Annotated in this window: 27 protein-coding genes; 2 read left to right on the forward strand and 25 right to left on the reverse strand. The window is 47.5% G+C overall.

What is annotated here, in order from left to right; genetic code table 11:
• Positions 1–29 precede the first annotated feature (29 nt).
• From D1970_RS00005 to D1970_RS00015, 3 genes are read right to left on the reverse strand one after another with little or no spacing between them, the layout of a single operon-like run.
• Positions 30–425, reverse strand: coding sequence for a hypothetical protein (locus D1970_RS00005; protein WP_259339522.1), 396 nt, complete (start codon positions 423–425; stop codon positions 30–32).
• A 12-nt stretch (positions 426–437) separates the two neighbouring features.
• A complete protein-coding gene (locus tag D1970_RS00010) occupies positions 438–1,028 on the reverse strand; it encodes a replication-relaxation family protein (protein ID WP_119110834.1) in 591 nt (196 codons plus the stop codon).
• Entirely contained in the window at positions 955–2,268 is a 1,314-nt protein-coding gene (locus D1970_RS00015; protein WP_119110835.1) for an FtsK/SpoIIIE domain-containing protein, read from the reverse strand. The genes D1970_RS00010 and D1970_RS00015 overlap by 74 nt, the downstream gene beginning before the upstream one ends.
• Before the next feature lie 235 nt (positions 2,269–2,503).
• Here D1970_RS00015 and D1970_RS00020 point away from each other — a divergent pair, with 235 nt between their 5' ends.
• Both D1970_RS00020 and D1970_RS00025 read left to right on the forward strand, forming a co-directional pair.
• Positions 2,504–2,728, forward strand: a complete 225-nt coding sequence (locus D1970_RS00020) for a helix-turn-helix domain-containing protein (RefSeq protein ID WP_119110836.1) — start codon at positions 2,504–2,506, stop codon at positions 2,726–2,728.
• A 73-nt stretch (positions 2,729–2,801) separates the two neighbouring features.
• The gene (locus D1970_RS00025; RefSeq protein ID WP_119110837.1) at positions 2,802–3,194 is read left to right on the forward strand and encodes a hypothetical protein; all 393 of its coding nucleotides are present in this window, start codon (positions 2,802–2,804) and stop codon (positions 3,192–3,194) included.
• A 16-nt stretch (positions 3,195–3,210) separates the two neighbouring features.
• On the opposite strand, the gene D1970_RS00030 is transcribed toward D1970_RS00025, so the two are convergent.
• The 22 genes from D1970_RS00030 to D1970_RS00135 form a co-directional block, all read right to left on the reverse strand.
• On the reverse strand, positions 3,211–3,399 hold the full coding sequence (locus tag D1970_RS00030; protein ID WP_119110838.1) for a holin: 189 nt from the start codon (positions 3,397–3,399) through the stop codon (positions 3,211–3,213).
• Positions 3,400–3,413: 14 nt separating this feature from the next.
• Positions 3,414–4,121, reverse strand: a complete 708-nt coding sequence (locus D1970_RS00035) for an N-acetylmuramoyl-L-alanine amidase family protein (protein WP_119110839.1) — start codon at positions 4,119–4,121, stop codon at positions 3,414–3,416.
• Between the two features lie 92 nt (positions 4,122–4,213).
• Entirely contained in the window at positions 4,214–4,468 is a 255-nt protein-coding gene (locus tag D1970_RS00040) for a hemolysin XhlA family protein (protein ID WP_119110840.1), read from the reverse strand.
• A 113-nt stretch (positions 4,469–4,581) separates the two neighbouring features.
• Positions 4,582–5,631, reverse strand: a complete 1,050-nt coding sequence (locus tag D1970_RS00045; RefSeq protein ID WP_119110841.1) for an acyltransferase family protein — start codon at positions 5,629–5,631, stop codon at positions 4,582–4,584.
• A gap of 87 nt (positions 5,632–5,718) precedes the next feature.
• Positions 5,719–7,689 (reverse strand): hypothetical protein, encoded by a 1,971-nt coding sequence (locus tag D1970_RS00050; RefSeq protein WP_119110842.1) that lies wholly within the window; start codon positions 7,687–7,689, stop codon positions 5,719–5,721.
• A 71-nt stretch (positions 7,690–7,760) separates the two neighbouring features.
• Positions 7,761–8,030 (reverse strand): hypothetical protein, encoded by a 270-nt coding sequence (locus D1970_RS00055; RefSeq protein ID WP_119110843.1) that lies wholly within the window; start codon positions 8,028–8,030, stop codon positions 7,761–7,763.
• A complete protein-coding gene (locus D1970_RS00060) occupies positions 8,030–8,932 on the reverse strand; it encodes a DUF1565 domain-containing protein (protein WP_181213304.1) in 903 nt (300 codons plus the stop codon). The genes D1970_RS00055 and D1970_RS00060 overlap by 1 nt, the downstream gene beginning before the upstream one ends.
• A 16-nt stretch (positions 8,933–8,948) precedes the next feature.
• A complete protein-coding gene (locus D1970_RS00065) occupies positions 8,949–9,611 on the reverse strand; it encodes a putative phage tail protein (RefSeq protein WP_119110845.1) in 663 nt (220 codons plus the stop codon).
• Positions 9,608–10,663 carry a baseplate J/gp47 family protein gene (locus D1970_RS00070; RefSeq protein ID WP_119110846.1) on the reverse strand — a complete coding sequence of 352 codons (1,056 nt, stop codon included), beginning with the start codon at positions 10,661–10,663 and terminating at the stop codon, positions 9,608–9,610. The genes D1970_RS00065 and D1970_RS00070 overlap by 4 nt, the downstream gene beginning before the upstream one ends.
• On the reverse strand, positions 10,656–11,096 hold the full coding sequence (locus D1970_RS00075; protein ID WP_119110847.1) for a DUF2634 domain-containing protein: 441 nt from the start codon (positions 11,094–11,096) through the stop codon (positions 10,656–10,658). The genes D1970_RS00070 and D1970_RS00075 overlap by 8 nt, the downstream gene beginning before the upstream one ends.
• 2 nt (positions 11,097–11,098) lie before the next feature.
• The gene (locus D1970_RS00080) at positions 11,099–11,380 is read right to left on the reverse strand and encodes a hypothetical protein (RefSeq protein WP_119110848.1); all 282 of its coding nucleotides are present in this window, start codon (positions 11,378–11,380) and stop codon (positions 11,099–11,101) included.
• 2 nt (positions 11,381–11,382) lie between these two features.
• Positions 11,383–12,798: a C40 family peptidase gene (locus D1970_RS00085; RefSeq protein WP_119110849.1), complete on the reverse strand. Its 1,416-nt coding sequence runs from the start codon at positions 12,796–12,798 to the stop codon at positions 11,383–11,385.
• Entirely contained in the window at positions 12,795–13,451 is a 657-nt protein-coding gene (locus D1970_RS00090) for a LysM peptidoglycan-binding domain-containing protein (protein WP_119110850.1), read from the reverse strand. Before D1970_RS00090 ends, D1970_RS00085 begins: the two co-directional genes overlap by 4 nt.
• Positions 13,451–15,022, reverse strand: a complete 1,572-nt coding sequence (locus tag D1970_RS00095) for a hypothetical protein (RefSeq protein WP_119110851.1) — start codon at positions 15,020–15,022, stop codon at positions 13,451–13,453. Before D1970_RS00095 ends, D1970_RS00090 begins: the two co-directional genes overlap by 1 nt.
• 175 nt (positions 15,023–15,197) lie before the next feature.
• Positions 15,198–15,590 (reverse strand): phage tail assembly chaperone, encoded by a 393-nt coding sequence (locus D1970_RS00100; protein ID WP_119110852.1) that lies wholly within the window; start codon positions 15,588–15,590, stop codon positions 15,198–15,200.
• 65 nt (positions 15,591–15,655) lie between these two features.
• Positions 15,656–16,081: a phage tail tube protein gene (locus D1970_RS00105; RefSeq protein ID WP_119110853.1), complete on the reverse strand. Its 426-nt coding sequence runs from the start codon at positions 16,079–16,081 to the stop codon at positions 15,656–15,658.
• Positions 16,082–16,109: 28 nt separating this feature from the next.
• Positions 16,110–17,159, reverse strand: coding sequence for a phage tail sheath subtilisin-like domain-containing protein (locus D1970_RS00110; protein ID WP_119110854.1), 1,050 nt, complete (start codon positions 17,157–17,159; stop codon positions 16,110–16,112).
• Positions 17,160–17,537, reverse strand: coding sequence for a hypothetical protein (locus D1970_RS00115; RefSeq protein WP_246370113.1), 378 nt, complete (start codon positions 17,535–17,537; stop codon positions 17,160–17,162).
• Between the two features lie 86 nt (positions 17,538–17,623).
• Positions 17,624–18,025 carry a hypothetical protein gene (locus tag D1970_RS00120; RefSeq protein WP_119110856.1) on the reverse strand — a complete coding sequence of 134 codons (402 nt, stop codon included), beginning with the start codon at positions 18,023–18,025 and terminating at the stop codon, positions 17,624–17,626.
• On the reverse strand, positions 18,025–18,342 hold the full coding sequence (locus D1970_RS00125) for a hypothetical protein (RefSeq protein ID WP_119110857.1): 318 nt from the start codon (positions 18,340–18,342) through the stop codon (positions 18,025–18,027). Before D1970_RS00125 ends, D1970_RS00120 begins: the two co-directional genes overlap by 1 nt.
• Before the next feature lies 1 nt (position 18,343).
• On the reverse strand, positions 18,344–18,730 hold the full coding sequence (locus D1970_RS00130) for a hypothetical protein (RefSeq protein WP_119110858.1): 387 nt from the start codon (positions 18,728–18,730) through the stop codon (positions 18,344–18,346).
• Positions 18,731–18,742: 12 nt separating this feature from the next.
• Positions 18,743–18,967 (reverse strand): hypothetical protein, encoded by a 225-nt coding sequence (locus D1970_RS00135; protein ID WP_119110859.1) that lies wholly within the window; start codon positions 18,965–18,967, stop codon positions 18,743–18,745.
• Positions 18,968–19,005 lie beyond the last annotated feature (38 nt).

Consider the following 19,005-nt stretch of genomic DNA (forward strand, 5'->3'; position numbering starts at 1 on the left):
TACTGGTACACCTATAAACCATATACACGCTATAGCGCTTTTGTAATCTCGACAAGTAGATCCATTAGTATCGGAAGCATCTGAACAAGCACGTAGCCGAGGCCCGCCCGCTGTATCATCGAAAATCCACGCTCGCTCAGCCCAATCATGACGGATAGACCACCACCCAGCATCATCACGAGGCTGATCGGATAAGATAGCGCACGCACCAAATCGACGAGTGGCGTAAACATCGTAACTACCTTCGCTGTCACCGCCGCATCTACAGCGCCCGCAGCCGCCAATGACACGTCGCCAAACGTAAGTGATACCAACGCTATACCAATGCCTACCGCCGCTTTGACAGCCGTTCCTGACCGCCTAGGAGCATTCGTCTCGCCCCGCATAAATTCACTTATCGTACCCACCCGTTTAATCTTCGCCACACCAATCGCCTCCTATTTTATGTCGCTCACCGTATAAATATAAGCGTTCAGATTTTCGCATAACTTCGCAAGCTGGCGCCGCCGATACTCCGTCGTGGTCAGCCAGATAAACTTCGGTGGCTTTTCGAATACGCCCAGGGCAATGAGCGTACGGTACCTTCCCATCTTCGCACGGTTAGCCGCCATCTTTTGCGTATTATCTACCTCGATGATGTGGTAAACGCCGCCCATCGAATATAGAGCGTCAGCAATAACGCTGACTTCGCCAGGCACCATCAGTTTAACTTCCGCTTGCCAGGTCGTTGGACAGCCGCGAGCGATATATACGTCGTTTCTCATCACACAGTGTTCAATTTGGCCCGACCGCTTCAACGGATGGTCACAGCCGACTTGTTCTCGGCCAGCAGCGTTCAGGTAATAAATCTTTTCGCCAAGTCGGGCCGACGACAAATATTCGCCCATGCCGGCCAGCACCCGATTAGCATTGCGGTCACTCTTCAACCGATGCAGGCGCTGTATCTGCGACCGACTAAGATAGCCGAGTTTTTTCAACGATAAGAGTATGCTTTCGTGGCGTTGCTTTTTCGCAAGTGTCGCTTTCATGTTTCGCTCGCTCCTTCCGTTTGTGAGGCGCTATGGTGCGCTCGATATATTCGTTCTCGATGAACGGCGTCTGGACGATTTGCTTACCGTCGGGCGTCAGGTATATCGCTCGACCCCGCACTTTCGGCAACGCTTCGGCGCCATCCTCGTCTAGTACAACTTGGCTCGCTATCGCCGTCTGAAGCCGGAAGCAAACGCGCGTGTCGGCGTTCTGTTTGATTTGTCGCGGCAAAGTGTCAGCGGTAGGGTACTGTGTGCAAAATATCAGCCGATAGCCTAAGCCGGCGCCCACCTGCGCAATCCTGGCGAGTATCCGTTCGCATTCTATCCGCATCTTCTTTTCCTCGCTATCTGTGACGCCTTTGCTCGCCAGTTGTGCCGCTTCGTCAACGAGGATAAAGTGGCGCCCGGTGTCGCCCGCTTCTCTAACGTCCTCGTATCCTTGCGCCAAGTATTTCGCTTGCTTTGCCGTCATTTCAGCGTCTAAACGTATCAGGGTAGTAAGAGTCTCAGCTACGTCTATCGCCACTGTAGCGACCTGCTGCGCGCTCTGATAACGCGCGAAGGTAAGCCCGCCCTTTAAGTCGATAAGTGTTAGGCGAACATCTTCCGGCTTGCGTGCAATTAGCGACGTGATGACGTTCTTCAGGAACACCGATTTACCGTATCTGGTAGCGCCGGCAACGACCATGTGACCGAGTTCCGTGTCGTGACGAACGAAGCCGCCTCGCGCCTGACCAAGCGGAATTTCCCAGCCGCGACATTGCGCCAACATCGCCTCATCAAACGCCAGGTATTCGGTGAGCGCTTCGTTATAGACGCGAAAAATGAGCATGCCGTCGAAGCTGATTTCGACCTCTTTTCGGATGTTTTTACTTTTGCGAAGTAATTTCCGAAGCTGGTCACCGATGTCACCCCGCCAGTCAATGCGCTTTATATCCGCAAGCGATACATCCAGCAGGCGCTTCTTTGCGTTCAAGCCGTCCTGGAATCGGTCAAGTTTGTCGCGAAACTGTTGCGCCGACAAGCCTTGCGGCAATTGGAACGCATATTCGGAATAGTCGCGCCTAGTCGTCCGTCGATGAATGCGAATATTTGTGCCGTCCTTTGCGGTCAAGCCGGCGTTGGCTGCAATCCGGACGATAGCTTGCGTATCATTTCCGACAAGCCCTCGCTGATGGACGTGCACCGCACCGACCAAGCCGCCTACTGCGAGCGATGAAACGATTTCGAAAAGCATAGTCGCCACCCCTTTATATCGTAAGATAGTCCCGCACGGACAGTACGGTCGAAATGGGCGCCAAGCGCCGCCATAGTTGGATTTGCGTTGTTCCGACCGATGTTCCGCCGAGGAAATTTATTCGGAATAGTAAAAGGTATGACGGTCAGCACGTCCACTATTCACAAATTTTGCGCACGTTTAAAAAATGTTATTTTCGGACAAACTGCGGATAAAAAAGCAGAGGTGACGTAGAATGTTCGGATTAGGGAAGCCGCGCAGTGAGTTCGGGCGTTGGCTCGACCGCAACGGAATAACCCAGGCGGAAGTAGCAAGACGGGCAAAGGTGAGCGCCATGACACTGACGCGCTTGTGTGGTGAAAAAGGCTATACGCCAAAGATAGCGACATGGGTGCGGATTGAGCGGGCGTTGAAGGCGATGGGGTATGACGTGGACGCAAACAAGTTTTTCGATATGTAAAAAGGGTTTTAGGAATTTTTGGCGAATCTTTTCGCATACACTTCCGTAGTAAACAAAAAGGGGAGGAATACACGTGGGAGCTAAACGGTTTATAGTGCTGTTGTTAGTGGCGATTTTACTGGCGGGATGTAGTGCGAAAACAGAGACACCGAAGTATAACGTCAAATATGACGCTGGCGCATTCGTGAATGATACGGAAGAATTTGTCGCGAAGGTTGAGCAGACGCACGCCGGCGGCGATGTTGTCGACGCTTCGCTAGAAGATGCAGCCGACGAGTACGAGGCGTTATATGGTAAGGATAGTAGCTTCGAAGGCAAAAACGATGTGACTGCTGCGCTGTTGGCTACAAGTGTAATGTCGCTGTATTACGATGTAAAAATCGAAGGAGAAGACGACTCTTATTCGGACGATTTGGCGGCAATTAATCGTTATATTGATGACGTAAAAAATGCGCCCCGACCGTAATGGCCGAGGCGTTTGTTTATTTGTCGTCCTTAAAGCCTTTACCTTGCGACGGATTACTGATGACTCCCGCCGCCACCAGGACAGCGAAAATCATATCGACGTACTGTTCGTATTTGTCAGGCGCAACCAGGCCAGCGTCGTTTAAAATAAGTCCGCCAAGCGCTGCCAATGCGAGCCACAATCCGTAGTTTCTAAACCGTTCCATAATTAATCCCTCCTTTATTGTTTACGTTTTTCCATGTGCCAATGCGGAAAAGCCTTCTTTGTCGCCGCAAATGCCCCGTCAATTTCGTGTTGATCAAAGCCGCCAATCACAACGTCGTACCATACTTTTTCCGGTTTAGTATTTGGCTTTGGCTTTGATGCTTGCGGCTTGATTGGGTAATACTTAACGCCTTCATGCCGGCATACAGCCTTTACTACACATTCATACATACCATGCCGGTAAGCCTTGTCTTTTAACTTGTCTGCATTAGGACCATCTACAAAATCATATTCGACAATCGTCATGTTGCATCTGCCTGTTTCCCTGTGCATGAAGTAATAATCTTTTCCGTTATTACCTTGCCTACTGAAAGTTCTTCTTACTGGATATCCGGCCTTTTTGAACTCTTCGGCCAAGAGTTTACCAAACTCTCCATCAGAAAAGATTGAGTGGATAAATTCGGCCCCAGCTCCACCACCAGCATTAAAGTGATGGCTTATTCCAAACTCGGCATTTGAATCGCGCACACGTTTTGTCCTCGGTCCGGAGTCAAGCGTCTCATCTCCAGGCCTAGTGAGCCCCGAGGTAATTCCATGCTCATTCAAGCGCTTGTTCACATACAGTGCAGCTTCTAGGCTGTATTCCTTTTCCTTGATTCCGTTTGCACACGCTCCTGGATCTGTGCCGCCATGCCCAGCGTCGTTAATACATTTGTCTGACATTGATAATCCGCCCCTTTTCGATTATTATTAAAACTAAGGTCGGCGCCGCAATTTCGAACGTGTCCAGCGAGCGAGTGCGTCCGCCGACTGGCTTATCGAAAAACCGCTATGCCAACCGTAATAAGCAAACCGACAACGGTTAAAATTACGCCCCAAACCCACTTCGTATTAGCCTTCATGTCGCGAATGTCCTCGCGTGCTTCAGTCGCAATTTGTTTCGCTTCTTCCGCTAATACTTTCGCTTCCTCTGCCGTATGTTTTACTTCGTTCATATAGTCCATCTTCGTGTCAATACGAACAAGCCACTCGCGAATTTCCGCGATGTCTCGGCTGATTGGTTCCGCCATTACTGCGCCCCTCCCCCCGATGATGTGGCGTTTTTATCCACGCAAAAAAGGCGACCGAATGGCGGCCGCCTTGCGTTGTGGTGCGTGTCTAACTACTGCGTAGTTTATTCCAACTATGATGATTTAGCAGATAACCCATCCTTTTTCAGCTTCAGTGTTTTCCTTTTTTGCATTCGATTCTTGAATATCCTTATTGCTGGTTTTTCTATATAGTAAGTAATTAATGTTGCTAAGATGATAGATACACTTACAGGTATTATCAAATAAAATTCTTGAACCATACCGTTTTTCTCTAAGAAATTGATAATGATATAACCAATGTTTTGGTGAATCAGATATAAACTATATGAAATAGCTCCTAAAAACGTTAGGACTTTATTATTAAGTAGTGACAACTTGCTATTTATCAAGAGATAGAAAACACCGAAAAACATTGTTACAAATAAACTTGCTTTCAAGTCATTGAGCGCGAATTCATAGATTAAACAAAGACCAATTAACAAATGATATTTTAGTTGATTTTTAGTTTTTAATAAATAAAACATTATCCCTGCGATAAACAAGTGAGCATAATCAGCAATAGAGTAAAAAACTAACGCTTTAGTAATTATATAGCCTCCAGTAAGCGCATCTAAAACTTGAAATATCGATGTGCTAATTAACCACAATATCGAAAGTAAATACACTCGTTGCTTTAAACCAAAAAACAGAATAACTCCAATAATAATATAGAAGGTCAGCTCCACTTTTAAGCTCCAGTAAGCACCATCAACGTGGTCTATGACGCCAGGTAAAAACCCTTGAAGCATTGTCAGATTAAAAACACCATCAAACAAAGTTACTCCTCTACCGCCTAAATCATAAAGCTTTACTGCAACAAAAGTGATTATAACCGCTACGATATATGATGGATATAATCTTATAATCCTTTTCTTAGCAAAATCAGTTACATTATTCGTCCTGGTAATTGTCATGAAAATAACAAACCCACTGATCATGAAAAACAGATTTACACCTAAATTACCATAATTAAAGCCAAAATATGAGGTCTTTGCATGTCCAAAAAGGGCCTCATATCTTGTTGTATAGTGATATAAAACTACCGCAAGCGCAGCTAACCCTCTCAGCGCGTCTAATTCATTCAATCTTCCTAGGTTGCTCAATGCAAAACCTCACAATCTAGTGTTAAGGATATATTAATCTTAAAACAATAGACTTGAAAATTCTACAAGTAACTCAAAATTTTTGAATTAAGGTTCTGTTGCAACGACTGCCGGAGATCCTGACGGGAACAGTACACACAACTCTACTTTTCCTGAAGTATTTTTTCTTGCGAAGAACCTTAGTCCGTTTACAGGGAACGTTGATGGGTTTGATATTACGTCTAGTTCAATATGTTTATTTCCGATTTTGAACTGATTGGGCGCTGTTGTTTGAACCCCATACCCAAGCGCTACAGAAAAGTCATGCGACGATTTAGCATTTCTCCCAATAGCAACAGAACCTGGGGCGTTTGCATTAGCCAGTGCCCCAATTGCAACGGCATTAGCATTGTTCGCTGCCGCTAACCGACCGATGGCTGTTGTTTGAGAGGCTGACGCATCTGCAAAAGACCCTAGCGCAACTGATTCCGCTATCGATTTCGCTGACGGTCCCACAGAAGTACCATCGCTGGCTGAACTACTATTTCGCCCTATTGACACACCGGTTTCGGCAGTTGCTGATTTTCCTATTGAAGTCCCATTTCCTGTGACTATTGCAACTGATCCAATCGCCACCCCTTCTGCACCGGCACTCGACTGTTCGCCCAAAACTGTCCCTCGTAATGCAGCATAACTATTGGAGCCTATTGCAGTACCGCGCATATCAGCTTTAGATTTTATACCTGCTGAAGTAGCTAATGGCCCCGCAATGCCACCCTCTAATGCTCCTACTGACGTAAATGTAGGCACTCCACGAACAGGTACATCTGCTATCATTTTGTAGGCTGTCCCTGCTCCAGTAAATGTATTGTAATAGTTTGCCAAAATCCTTCCTTTATACTCAACAATATCAACAAGGTCTACGGAATCATTTGGCGTTGCAGGAGTTATTTTTAAAGTCTCCACAATTCGCTTTCCATCACTTGTAATAACACGACCAGGATAGCCCGCAACACTTGATCTAAAAGCAATATGATAAGCTCCATTTGCACCCTTGATCGCCTTAGTTGCCCATCCGAAAATACCGTCTATATTTTCTCTAATTGCATAAAAAAGCTCGTACTTCATATCTGCAGGGTTTGCTGTTCGCCTCACAACATAAACTCCGACGGTATCTTCATCAGAACCAAAGAGCATACCTTCAGGTGTCGCTATTCCTACCACTGGCTGATACCCCGAATTTGAAAAGCTAACCCACGTTTGACCCCCATCATCAGAGTATTTAATTCGTTTTAAAGGATCAGCAGTATTTGTCGGGTCATCCGCAGTTTTGTGATAACTAATCCATATCCGCGGTGTGACAGCATTCCAATACGGATCTAATACCGCAAGATGCATGTGAGCGTGCGATTTGTCTATAGTTGGCTCAAAGTCCAGCATGTCAAATATCTGCGTAAATGTAACTCCGTTATTTCTCGATAACCAAACATATCGCGAGTTTGTCATATCTCCATTTATATATGTTGTAGCTGAAACCCATCCAGAAGCTTTATCAACGTCTATACTAAACTGAGTTGTTCTTCCGTTAGTGACTAGCACCTGCGTCCACGTAGCTGTAAGTGGATTAGTTGCCCACCCTGTAGATTTCCATAACCCATCTGTCGAACGTATCAGCAAGACTTCTCCGTCGCCTAACATACGTATGCCGTTTATAGCGTCATTTACAGTAAAAGCTTTAACTAACGTCCATGGACCGTTTTCGGAGGTAGCTCGGTATAACGAACGCGAGTTACTTCCATAGAGGTATCCATCCCCGATATTGTCAAGAAAACGAGGGTCACCCGCTGCTGTCGTACTTAAAACCACATTCTGCGCTGGAATGAATGAAAGCCCTGTCGTTGTTTCTGCTAACTGCTCGTTGAACTCTGCTGTCTTCTCGTCAAACTTCGCGAAATTCTCGGTAACCTCCGCAGACTTCTCGTCAAGCTTCACGAAATTCTCGTTAAACTCGACCATCTGCACGTAATCCGTCGACTTCCATTTGTGCAATCCTAAATTCGGTGTCTTTTCGCTACTCATATAATCCGCTCCCTTTTTGCGCCCTATTCCGGTTCAATAAGGAACGCCTTCTCTATACCTTCTGCTTTTCGTTACTTAGCGCTATCCATAAGGGTGATTAGCGCATCTTCAACGACATCGAGTCGCGCCTTCAATTCCCCGTTCTCTTGCTGAAGAAATTCGATAGATACCTCGGCTTCCTCCGTAGGCTCTACGCCAGTCCACGTTACTTTGAACGTATCCCAGTCGATCCCTTTCAAACTTACCCTTTCGATTCCGTTTAAGTAGCCTGTCAAACTGTTAGCCTTTTTAACGAGTTTATCAACCGTGATACGATCGCCTGCTAAGATTATTTCTCCCATTAGTAGATAACCCCTCCGCTAACTGTAGTTTCGAGCGTCGTGGCGTTAAGGTTTAGAGCGCCAGTTTTGTGGACAATTGAAGAAGATACGCTCAGGCCGAAATCACTCTTCGTCGGTCCGTGCGCATTAGTATCAGACCAAACAACCTGCGAACCGAATTGTGCACACATACACGTAAATTGGGCTGTGAAGTAGCTTGTATAAACGTGCCCTTTCGAGGCATCATAAAAAATGGAGTATTTATTATTAACCTTGGCATCTCCGTCAAAACGACAGTTGCTAGCAACTCCGTACATGCTACGAGTGAACCGAAGGACTGAAGAACGTGAAATAGTAGAAGAATTATAAAAGTCAACGTCGTTGATTCGGACATAGCACATACAGTCTTCGACTAGTATTGATAGCACGTTTAATCCCGTTACGCCGTCCCTTGCTGACGGCGCTATTCCGTCCAATTGGATTTTCACGCTGCCACCAATGAGCCCTTTAATTAGCACCTCTTCCGAATAACTCCCCGCAGCGCAGGCGATTGTATAAGCGTTCATGTGTGTATTTGGAATAACGTCAACCGCACGCTGTATTGTTTTATATGGCTTCGCTTTCGTGCCGTCACCAGTCGAATCGTTCCCTGTTGTGCTGACAAATATAAACTTCTCCACCGCACTTTTCGGTAGCACGTCGTCGGATAATACTATTTGACCGAGGCGTAATAATCCATCAGCCCCCGGCATCCGAACAGCTCCGATTTGCTCTGCCGTTACTCCGTGCGGATTGCTCATGTTTTCTAAATGCGTGCCGACTTGTTCGTCAATCTTATCGACAAGGGCGTTATGATTCGCTCGCGATACATTTTCATTTCCTAACGGCTTCGGTAATCCTATCCGCGGCGTATATTCTGGCATGTAGCCACCTCCCGATTTATTCTGGTTTATAAACTTCGAGCTGATCGTGAGTAAATTGTTTAGCGTCCAACGTATCCCACGCCCATGAGAAAGCATCGTATTCATCCCACGAAAGGTAACGATACGTATATTCCACGACCAAATGCGCGGGCATAATCTCTGCCACCGCCGCTTTTAAATCGTCTATATTCGAAGGGATTCCGCGCGAATCAATGAATTTAATCGTAACTTTGTGGGCGTCAGGAGACTCGCTGACTTCTACCTCTCCGCCAACGTACGATTCACAAACGCTTTTCAATAGCGCCACATTGACCGAGCCAAATCCGCGTATTCTCGATTTGATAGTCGACCGTCTTCCGGAGCGATCTACAACAAACGTATCCTCGAAGCTGGTCCAGTCCATCTCCTCAATTTCCTCGAACACCGGACGGATGTCTTCGAGCACCTTCCATACGGAATGACTAGCACCGATCTTAATGCCGAGCAATTTCTCCCAGAGCGCTAACCCCCAAGATGCCTTATCGATGAACATTTGCTCCATTACGTCGTCAATATCGTACATTAGGCGAAGATAAGCGGCTGCTTTCGCGTTTATAATCGCTTCAGATTCGCGAAGTTCTTCGTAATACTTAGGCAGATAGTCGAACATGGCACGCTTTATATCGCGAGTAGTATTCACGTTAAAGTCACCGTCCCGTTAATGGCAACCTGCCCGTCTGGAATGGCGATGTTAGCCGTGCCCCCGTTTATAGTAAGTCCGCTGTAGTCAAGCACGTCCGGAATGTCGAGCAGCAGATTCGCAATCCGTGAGTACCTTACGATGGTATCCCTAAACGCTAAACCTTCAAGATACTCGTCTAACGCCGTTTCGAATTCCGCTTTAACTGCCAAGATGTCTCCGCCAGCCTGCAGCGTCAGCGTTGCCGTAACGTTAATCGGAACCTCGACCACGCCTGTGACGGTTACTGCTGCCCCGAAAGGACGCTGCGATTCGATATACGTAGTTGCTGCGTTGATGATCGTTTGATTCGGCGCTTTTCTGTCCGAGCTTAGTAGGACGACTTTCACCGTACCAGGTCCGGCCCATAATGGATAAACCTTCGCATCACTTACTCCGACGACTTCCCTCGCCCATTGCAAATAATGATTAGCGTTTCCACTGGTAGCCGGCTTCTGCACGCGATCCTTTAGGCGCCCAAGTAATTCTTTGTCAGACTCTGCGTCAGCCCCTCCGCTAAAGGCTAAAGCGTTTGTTGCCATAACCACTCCGGATAAATCTCCTGGAGCTAACGAAGTAATTCGACCCGCCAATATGTTTCCGTCTTCCCCGCCATCTTGCGACTCTGCCGTAACTGTAGCCATTCCTCCCGTAAGGACAACTTCGTCCTTCGTTAGGAAATAGACAGGCTCCTCATCGTCCGTCATAAGTAGCGTATCTACGGGAACGATTGTGCCTTCAGGTCCGGTTAACGTGACGATCCCTTCCGACTTGGCTGCTGCTTTTCGCGTTACACCGAATTCGCCTGCACGTAAGTCGAGCCATTGCCCTTCTGTTGTTTCCGCGAAGGCTAGCATCATAACTGCGTCCAACTCGACGTATGCCAACGATAGCTCGATTGCAGACGGGTAAAGCAAGTCGTAAGCGACCGATCCCTCCCGCTTATCGATCGAATCGTCAACGTCCTCAAGCATCGCCTCGAGTATCGCTTCTGGCGTTTTATATTCATACATTTACTTCCACCTCCTCCGTTATTACAACGTCGTTATCCGCGGGAATCACCGTAACGGTAATGAACAACTTGTCGCCATCCCGTGTAAACGTCGTCTGCACATCGTCAATTCGGTCGTCATAAACAAGTGCCTCGCTAACTATCCGAGGAACCTCTGCGTCGAGCAACTCCTCTGTAATTTCGTCGTCGCCGATTAGCTCGTTTAATTCACATCCGTAGTCGTCCGAATAAATGGCGAACCTTGACCGCTCCGTTAAAATAGCCTTCCGGATGAACTGCCGCAAAGATTCTCCCCCATCTATAAACTTTCCGATGGTGCCATTTTCGAAATCAATCGCCCACGTTTTCGACGGCTCAACGACTATCTCCGCTTCCTCTTCCGCCAGGATTGCTTCGTCTAAAGCATCTGAGTAATTTTCGGGAATAAACGCCATATTTACACCGCCTTATCTATTACGAAATATAATTGCGAATCGTCGTCTCCTATGATGATAACGCGATCCCCTACCGAAAGACCGCCGTTGGCCGCCGTCTGCGATACGATTAAGTCGTCCATGTCGAGGTCAATCTCATCAGTCCCGACGCGAAGCTTAAGGTTAGGCATAGGCGCCAACACTTCGCCTAGTTCGATGGTGACATCCTTGTTATGTCCGTGTTGGCGGATTAGTTGGACGAACTTCGATGCCGATGAACCTTCGAGTCCTATGCGTTTATCCATCGTTAAATCACCCTCCGTATCTCCATGTAGTGACCAGCCCAGTAACCTGTCGTATAGCTGTGTTCCTGGCATCCAGACGAAGCTAAGCTTACGCAAAATCCTGGACGCGTTACGATACCAACGTGGGAAACTCCGGAACGATACGTACCTTGGAAGAACACTAAATCGCCCGCCTGAGCGCTTGCCTTCGAAACTTGCTTTCCTTTTCGTATCTGTGCCGACGTGCCGTGGCCGATGTCTTTACCAGTTGCTTTCTTGAATACGTAGTAAGTAAACCCGGAACAATCGCCCGTACCGTTTGCAATACTCTTTCCGCCGAATACATAACGAACTTTCCCCTTAAAGCTACGCGCTAGGTTAACTACGTCGGTTGCCTTGTCATTTGAGGCGCCGCCGCTTGCCATAGTCTTCTCCGGTTCTTCAGGTGGCTCATATTCTAGCTCGTTTAATTCCAATGTTTTCGATACGGTAATGCTCATCGAATGGAGTCCGTTAGGCTCGAACGTATGCGAGTCGGTAATAACGTAAAATCCTCCGCTGATGCCCGTCATTTTCTCGCTGACTTGCACCATTTTGCCGGAGATAATTGACTTCTCGCCGAGAGCATCTATGTTAGACTCCCTCGCTACTTTGTTGAGTTCCTTCAGTAAAGCGTTGGCAATCGGCATAAGTTGAGCGACTGACTTCTCGCTTTCGTGCTCCTTCTCGCGCATCAGTCCGTATTTCTTAGTGGACGCCGAATCGCTGACCGTGACACCTTTCGATTCCTCGCCGCTCTTCCCTGTGATACGAACGGAGTTGCGTAAGTCTTCAATAGATTCCGAGTAACTGGCGCTAAGTAAGTTCGAGCCGTCCTTTATAATCAAGCGCTTTACCTGCGACTTTCTCTCGCGTAAAACTAACTTTCCTTTTTCGTTTCCAAGCATAAAAACCTTGCCGGTTTTCTTTCGAGTTTCCGTCAAGGCTATCATAATCATGTCGTATAAAGTTTTATCGCGCAGAATTAATTTAGGAATAACGTAGCCTGTGTCGTCGATCGTGCCCGCACTGATTCCATACTTACTGCAGATAGTGCGAATGATTTGTGAAGCCTTCTGCTTAACGAACTTCATCGAGTCCATATTTTTCGTAAGGTAATAGTTATAGTCGTACGCCGTAAACGAAAAGGAGCCGTCGCTGGCTATTTCAGTATTGAAGATAACGCCGCGAAAGATTTCGTCTCCATCTACGTAAAGCCGAACGTCCTTCCCGACCTCGATATTAACCGCCTTCGTCGTGCCGTTTGTCGTATTGCTCATCGACACCTTGCACGAACGGCTGGCCTGCGTTGTTTCCCCTGACCAATTTACCGAAGTGACTAACTCCGTTAATTTAACGTAGGTGTCAGAGCTTGAGTAATACCGAAGAGAAACGCTCATTTTGGTATCACCAACTTTTGCCCCGGATAAATCAAGTTCGGATTCTTGCCGATTAACTTCTTATTCGCGTTGTAAATCTTGCGCCATTTTGTTGCGTCGCCGTAAACGGAAGGCTTCTTCGCGATATTCCACAGGCAGTCACCTTTCTTCACAACGTATATCTTCTTCGGGACTGGCTTCGGCTTAGGAGGACGTGGCTTCGGCTTAGGCTTCGGTTTAGCAACCGTTACCCTTTCGACTCTAACCTCGCGCCATTCCTTTAACGCCAACGTAAAATAAATGTCACCGGGCGAGCCGGCACGTTCAGCTTCGATTTGAAAGTCGCGTATGGTTACGGGGAGATTAACGCCGCCAGCGCCAGTAACTACGTACTGAATCGGTTGCCGACGGTTACGCCAACTTTCGATTTTAGCGACGAAGGCGGTAGGGGAAATGAATCCTCTATAGCCGCAGTATGTCGGATTATAATGCTTCGGCCAAAATGTTTGTATCGTAAATGGGCGCAAGCCCCGTAGTTTGATATTCGTTACCTCGCCGAGTCCTTCAACTTCGATATCTTCGTAATCGAACGGAGAGTCATAAGCATTCGCCGTAGGATTGACGGGCAGGCGCAGTCGTTCTTTACCACTAATAAGCCAGAATTCTACCGCCATTATGCACCTGCACCTCCCGCTTGTTCGACTTTCTTAACGAATATGTCGAAGAGTTGCTCCGCTTGTTGCTCTGTCGAACCACCGCCAATCGTTACGTTAAATTGATACGTATTGCCTACGCCTTTGCCTTGCTTTTGCGCACGGTATTCCGCTGCCTCTCCGCGAGTTAGTACCGCCTCGTCCTTGTGCAAACGGGCGCTGTAACCGTTGTAAGGTACGCGGTCAAGTCCGCCATTGTGCGAACTTTCTCCGCCGAACCAACGTGACGTTTTATCTTTCACCCAACCAACGGCTTTTTTACCGAGCTTACCGCTATAACTACCGACAGCGTTCGTCGGGTTGAGATTGGCGATTTTCCAACCGTTGTCTTTTACGTATTTAATGGCGCCGTCAATTACGCCTTTTCCGATAGCTGTGCCGATTTTTACACCAGCTTCAATGATCGGACCCTGTGACGAAGACAACGCTGTACCTAAGATTTGCACCGCCACTTCTCCGGCTTTCTGAATCTTTTCGCGACCGCCGCCATCAAGCCACGACTGGAATTTCGCGAATAAATCCGTTATTATCCATTCAACTTTTGCGCTCAAAGTGGTCTTTTTCTTCCACTCTTCGGAATTAGATAACGCAGTGAACCAGTTGATTAGCGACGTGGCTCCGTTTGTTAGACCGGTAAGGATATTTTTAATGATTTTAGCGCCAACGTTTGCGGCTTTTGAAAAGTCTCCACCTTCAAGTTTTGCGATTAAATTCGATAAGAATCCGCTGATAACTTCGAGCGACGGCGCACCCATGTCGCGTAACAATAACGCAAATTGTTCGCGAACTCGCGCCCATAATCCGATCGTCGTTCCGCCCATATCGTCGACTAGTTTCGTAGTCATGCCGATTTTGTTAAAGTATTCATCGAGCTTAACAAGCTGCTGTTCTAACGGTAGACTCTTGATTTCGTTCATTATCTTCCGTGGCATTTCAAACCGGTCAATAATCGAGAGGGCGTCGCCACTAAATAATTCACGCAATGAAAACACCGCGCCTTCAATCCCTTGCCCCGGATCTATGGCCGCAAGTCGTTCGGTTATCTTCCACATTTTTTCGAGTTCCTTCGTATTCTTACTCAGCGTAATGAACGATTTTGAGTTTCCGTAAACTGTTTGCGAATCAAGTATCGGAGATTGAACTGAAAGTCGGTCGACCATATCCGTATACTGTTTCGCTAGCTTTTTATCGTCAAACATTGCGCCGATGATTACGTTAGACTGCTCGAATTTCGCCGCCTCAAGCACGGTAGCTTCGAAGACTTTCTTTGCGCCTTCAACCGCCGCATATCCGGCAGCCACGCCGGCAAGTGCTCCCGTTAACATGCCTAGTCCTTTCGTAACTGAGCCGATACCTCCGCCCATCTTGTCAAATGAGCGACCGGCCCTATTTGCAGAAGTTTCCGCCTTGGTTGTCGACCTAGCGAGCGTATCCATTGCCTTTTCTGTTCGCGCTGTTTGGCGGGTGATCTTCCGCATCGGGTCGGAAAACTTATCGTCCAACCGAAGTATCGCTCTTAAATCAAACGCCATTATTTCGTCCTCCCTTCCGCCTTATTTCGTTCTTTTGCTTCCTCTTCAAGTACGAGTTCCATTGACGCGTACATGAACTTGCGGTGTCGCCAAGGCTTTTGGTAAACTTCGTCAGGCGGGATTCCGTGGCGTTGGAAAATTTCGTGTAGTAAGTATGGTTCGCCACCCGCCAGTATTAGTTTTTTACTTCTTCGATTTCCTCTTCATCGTCCTCAAAACCACTAAGTTCGAGGATCGCCATCTGAAGCTTTTCGATTTCTCCAGGCAATAACGTTTTAGTTACGACGTCAGCCGCGTCCTTTGCGCCCTTCGCTTTGATTAGTTCCACGTGGTTAAAGTCGGGCTCAACGCAAGCCTTTGATATAAGTAATCCGCCGAGCATCCTTGTGTCGACTTCCTTCTTTTGCTTAGCACCTTTTCCGACAAAGTGCGTCGCTTCTTCGCGAGCCTCTTCGAGAGTTTCGTCGGTTAACGCCTTTACGATAAAATCCACGCCAAGTCGTTTAATGTGGACGTTCTTTTCGATATTCAAATCCGAAGCCAATAACGCTTTTAATGCGTCGCTCATTTACGTCACCCCTTCATAAACTAATTGTTAGATTTAAAGGCGGGATTTTTACGCCCGCCAGTGTTTTACAGATATTCGAAATCCGAGAATGTGAACGGAGTTTCTTCCGTTACCAAACTACCAACCTCGTAAGATAAAATCGGAATATTATCGAACTGTACGCCTTTGATACGTACATGTGTTTTGCCTTCGTGATTTTCCGGATCATCGAGTTTCATCACTAGCTCCGTAACAAATGAACCTTTTGAATCGTTTTTGACTTGTGCAATTTGTTTCGCTAGTTTTGCAGTAATCTTATACCCCGTCATTGTGCCGGAATAAGTAATACTTACGACTTTATGGCCGGTTACACGCGTACCTGCACGCATGACTTCCTCTTTACCGATTTCTCCGTTTGCTTCCGCTTGTGTTACGTTAGTAAGCCATTCACCATCGGCCGAGTACATTTTCCCGAAGCTGCCGTTCAACGTTTTCGTTGCATCTAATACCATCCGTTATTCACCGTCCTTCTTTCGTTTATTAAACGTTAATTGTTAAGAAAATCCGCTCCATCGAATCAATTTCGCGATAAGCAATCGTTAAGAAAACGGTGTCGCCAACGCTAGGATTCTGTGTGTCTAGTTCGACCACGATGTCCGTCAGCACGTTACTCGCTTCGAGCGTTTCGAGGTACGCTTTGATTGCGTTAATCAACGCTACCTGTCCGTCTTCATTATTGTCTAGCTTGCCGATGTAGTTATCGCGAGCCGTCTTTTCGACGTCCGTTGCAACTGCTTGGCGTGAGCGAGTTGAGCGAATCTTCGTCTTAGCTGTTGTAATACCTTGCTCGATCTTAACTTTTTCGCCGTCATTGACGAGCACCAGCGAGCCTGCTTCGAGTGCCGTAATGATTTCGCTATTACGTAAGCGTTTCGTCACATCATCGACCGCTACTTCTGTAAACGTGATGGAGCGATTGATTGCCGTACCTGCGATTAAGCCTGCGATATGAGCCGCATACTTTCCGCTTGAATAATCAGTCCCATCGATAGATACGCCTGTGATAAGATTTACTACATAATCGTCAAGTAACGCCGCTGAGCGAGTATTTCCTGTCGCTGGGTTAGCGTCGTCTGCCGCTGTGCCGCCCGTAACGAACATGAAATGCTTGCGTTCTGTTCGGTTTGCGACCACCCACGCCACCGTATTAGTTCGTTCGGTTGCGCTTGGCTCTCCGTCGAATACAAACACGTTGAATGGTCGTGCTTCGAATGCGTTGCGCATATCTACGTAGTCCGCAGTTGCTGGCGTTGCTGGCATCGTGTAGACAAGTACCTCTTTCGCGCCGCCTTGTAATGCGAATTTAATCGACTGAATGTTCGCTGCACCGAATAGTTCCGCCGCACCCGTTTCGTCGCTCACCGTGTAAAATGTTTTAGCTGTAGCTGTTCCTCCCGTATACGTGTTTAACGGGATTGCTACGATACCACGTGCGCCTCCTGTGATTTGTCCCTCAGCCGCATTTACGAAATTCGTATATAAGCCTGGGCGAATCGGGGGGTTCGCCGGGTCCCATTGATTAATTGCCATTTACTCGTCCTCCTCCGTAAATACTGTTGTGTCTGTTTCTAGGTTGTTAATTGGTTCATAAGCGACATACGTCCGTGTTTCGCGAATCTCCGCCTCTAACATTCCAATTACTGCGAACACGCCCGTCGTTTCCGTCTTGAACGATTGCGATAACGAAAAAGACCCGATACGTAAGTACCGAGCCCCTAACGGAATCATTTGCTTGTCGTTCAGCAAGCGTTCGATCGCCTGCATTTTAGTCAAGCAGTCGAGCTTGCTAGTTCCGAAGTATACTAGTTGATACGTCTGGTCAATGCGGTAACTGGACGCTGTTTCTGTACCCGCCTTACTTCCGACAAGCTCAATCACCAGCTCAGCCGCCTTGTATGTGTCCGGCATATTCTGCAACTTAAACGTGGCGCCCGGCAGCTCAGGCGCAACAAAATCGCGAATACTTTGAACCTCCGTTTTAATGTCCGCCAAACCTACCACCCCGCCTTCTTAAGTTCGTTCTCTATTTCCTCTTCGAGCCACCGCTGCCATTTTGCCTCGTCCGCCGATTCGTCTAAGAATTTCTTAACCGTGCCTGACGTCCTAAGCGACTTGCCTCCGGCGTTCTCTTCGTGGATGTAGTAGCCGTAGTTGAATCCTTTTTGCGCAGCATTCGCCGTAACGATAACCTTCGAATTGAGCTCCTGCCCTTCAACTTCACCCGCTATTTGCCGACGTAAATTGCCGGTATCTAACGGAGCAATGTCGCGAGCCTCTCGAACCCAATCGTCCTTTATATCGTCTAGTGCCTGCTTAGCCCCGCGCCCTGCTGCGTCCGGCGACTTTGCGATTAAATTGCGTAGTGGTCCGAGGTCTAGATCGAAGTCCTTCGCCATTACAAATGCACCGCCGTTAGCGTTGGCTTTCCGTTAATCATGCGGACCGGTTCAATCTTTATCGGAGTACGTCTGATCGTCACGCCTAATTCGTTTGTATATTCGATTACGTCGTCATAACGTACGTCCGGGAATTTGTTGAACAGGATTTCCATTCCGCTGACCACTTCGTCGCCTAGCTGATTTTGTACGACTTGCGTGCGCTCATCTACGCGACATTTTAACGTGAAACTAGTCGGTACGCCACCTTCGCCCCACTCGTCCGGCTCGCCTTTACGCTGAATAGTTACGGATTGCTTCATTGGAATCATCGCCATGTTACAACACCGTCCATTTCATGACGCGTCCTGTCGATAATTCCACGCCGTTCTCTTCGTTGATGATGTCGATTACTTCCGGTGGGACTAGCGCGTCGAGTCCTTTCTTCGCCCAATCCTTAAATGTAAACGAGATGCCCTTTATCGAGAAGCCCGCGACCCCTTGCTGCTGAAGTTTATTAGTATCGTTATATGCGCTCGCCAACACTGCGCCGAAAAGGTAAACGGCTTCGTTCGGAATCGTTAGTCCGCTGAATTTTCGTGTGAGTGTGCGGCTTGCTACGTTTAATAACGCTGTCTTGCGTGTATCGTCCCCGTCAATAAAGTCCTCGTTGTCTAGCGTGTTAAGCTTGATGTATTCCGTTGCCACTAATAAATCCCACTCCATAAAATCGCCTCCTTATTTTCCGGAGGTTTTCTTCGCAGGAGCTTTAGGTTTCGGCTTCGGCGTTTCCTCCGCTTTTGGTTCGGCTTTCGCCTCTGCGACGCGCTGTGCGTCTGAGATATTCGATAACACTTCGATCGTTGCTTCGTCCTCAGTAGCGTAGCGACCGTCGTTAAACTTCTTAAATTCGCCATCTACGTAAAAGCCGAGCTCTTTATATTGCGATTTAAATTCTGCCATGTACTTCACCGCCTAATTAGAAAAGCCCGCAGAAACCT

The sequence above is a fragment of the Mesobacillus zeae genome (assembly GCF_003570705.1).
Classification (GTDB): Bacteria; Bacillota; Bacilli; order Bacillales; family Cytobacillaceae; genus Mesobacillus_C; species Mesobacillus_C zeae.

Bases quoted from the DNA above. Each gene is read 5' to 3' on its own strand.
- D1970_RS00010 (WP_119110834.1), bottom strand. From the start codon at position 1,028: ATGAAAGCGACACTTGCGAAAAAGCAACGCCACGAAAGCATACTCTTA.
- D1970_RS00015 (WP_119110835.1), bottom strand. From the start codon at position 2,268: ATGCTTTTCGAAATCGTTTCATCGCTCGCAGTAGGCGGCTTGGTCGGT.
- D1970_RS00020 (WP_119110836.1), top strand. From the start codon at position 2,504: ATGTTCGGATTAGGGAAGCCGCGCAGTGAGTTCGGGCGTTGGCTCGAC.
- D1970_RS00030 (WP_119110838.1), bottom strand. From the start codon at position 3,399: ATGGAACGGTTTAGAAACTACGGATTGTGGCTCGCATTGGCAGCGCTT.
- D1970_RS00035 (WP_119110839.1), bottom strand. From the start codon at position 4,121: ATGTCAGACAAATGTATTAACGACGCTGGGCATGGCGGCACAGATCCA.
- D1970_RS00040 (WP_119110840.1), bottom strand. From the start codon at position 4,468: ATGGCGGAACCAATCAGCCGAGACATCGCGGAAATTCGCGAGTGGCTT.
- D1970_RS00050 (WP_119110842.1), bottom strand. From the start codon at position 7,689: ATGAGTAGCGAAAAGACACCGAATTTAGGATTGCACAAATGGAAGTCG.
- D1970_RS00055 (WP_119110843.1), bottom strand. From the start codon at position 8,030: ATGGGAGAAATAATCTTAGCAGGCGATCGTATCACGGTTGATAAACTC.
- D1970_RS00060 (WP_181213304.1), bottom strand. From the start codon at position 8,932: ATGCCAGAATATACGCCGCGGATAGGATTACCGAAGCCGTTAGGAAAT.
- D1970_RS00070 (WP_119110846.1), bottom strand. From the start codon at position 10,663: ATGTATGAATATAAAACGCCAGAAGCGATACTCGAGGCGATGCTTGAG.
- D1970_RS00075 (WP_119110847.1), bottom strand. From the start codon at position 11,096: ATGGCGTTTATTCCCGAAAATTACTCAGATGCTTTAGACGAAGCAATC.
- D1970_RS00080 (WP_119110848.1), bottom strand. From the start codon at position 11,380: ATGGATAAACGCATAGGACTCGAAGGTTCATCGGCATCGAAGTTCGTC.
- D1970_RS00085 (WP_119110849.1), bottom strand. From the start codon at position 12,798: ATGAGCGTTTCTCTTCGGTATTACTCAAGCTCTGACACCTACGTTAAA.
- D1970_RS00090 (WP_119110850.1), bottom strand. From the start codon at position 13,451: ATGGCGGTAGAATTCTGGCTTATTAGTGGTAAAGAACGACTGCGCCTG.
- D1970_RS00095 (WP_119110851.1), bottom strand. From the start codon at position 15,022: ATGGCGTTTGATTTAAGAGCGATACTTCGGTTGGACGATAAGTTTTCC.
- D1970_RS00100 (WP_119110852.1), bottom strand. From the start codon at position 15,590: ATGAGCGACGCATTAAAAGCGTTATTGGCTTCGGATTTGAATATCGAA.
- D1970_RS00105 (WP_119110853.1), bottom strand. From the start codon at position 16,081: ATGGTATTAGATGCAACGAAAACGTTGAACGGCAGCTTCGGGAAAATG.
- D1970_RS00110 (WP_119110854.1), bottom strand. From the start codon at position 17,159: ATGGCAATTAATCAATGGGACCCGGCGAACCCCCCGATTCGCCCAGGC.
- D1970_RS00115 (WP_246370113.1), bottom strand. From the start codon at position 17,537: ATGCCGGACACATACAAGGCGGCTGAGCTGGTGATTGAGCTTGTCGGA.
- D1970_RS00120 (WP_119110856.1), bottom strand. From the start codon at position 18,025: ATGGCGAAGGACTTCGATCTAGACCTCGGACCACTACGCAATTTAATC.
- D1970_RS00125 (WP_119110857.1), bottom strand. From the start codon at position 18,342: ATGGCGATGATTCCAATGAAGCAATCCGTAACTATTCAGCGTAAAGGC.
- D1970_RS00130 (WP_119110858.1), bottom strand. From the start codon at position 18,730: ATGGAGTGGGATTTATTAGTGGCAACGGAATACATCAAGCTTAACACG.
- D1970_RS00135 (WP_119110859.1), bottom strand. From the start codon at position 18,967: ATGGCAGAATTTAAATCGCAATATAAAGAGCTCGGCTTTTACGTAGAT.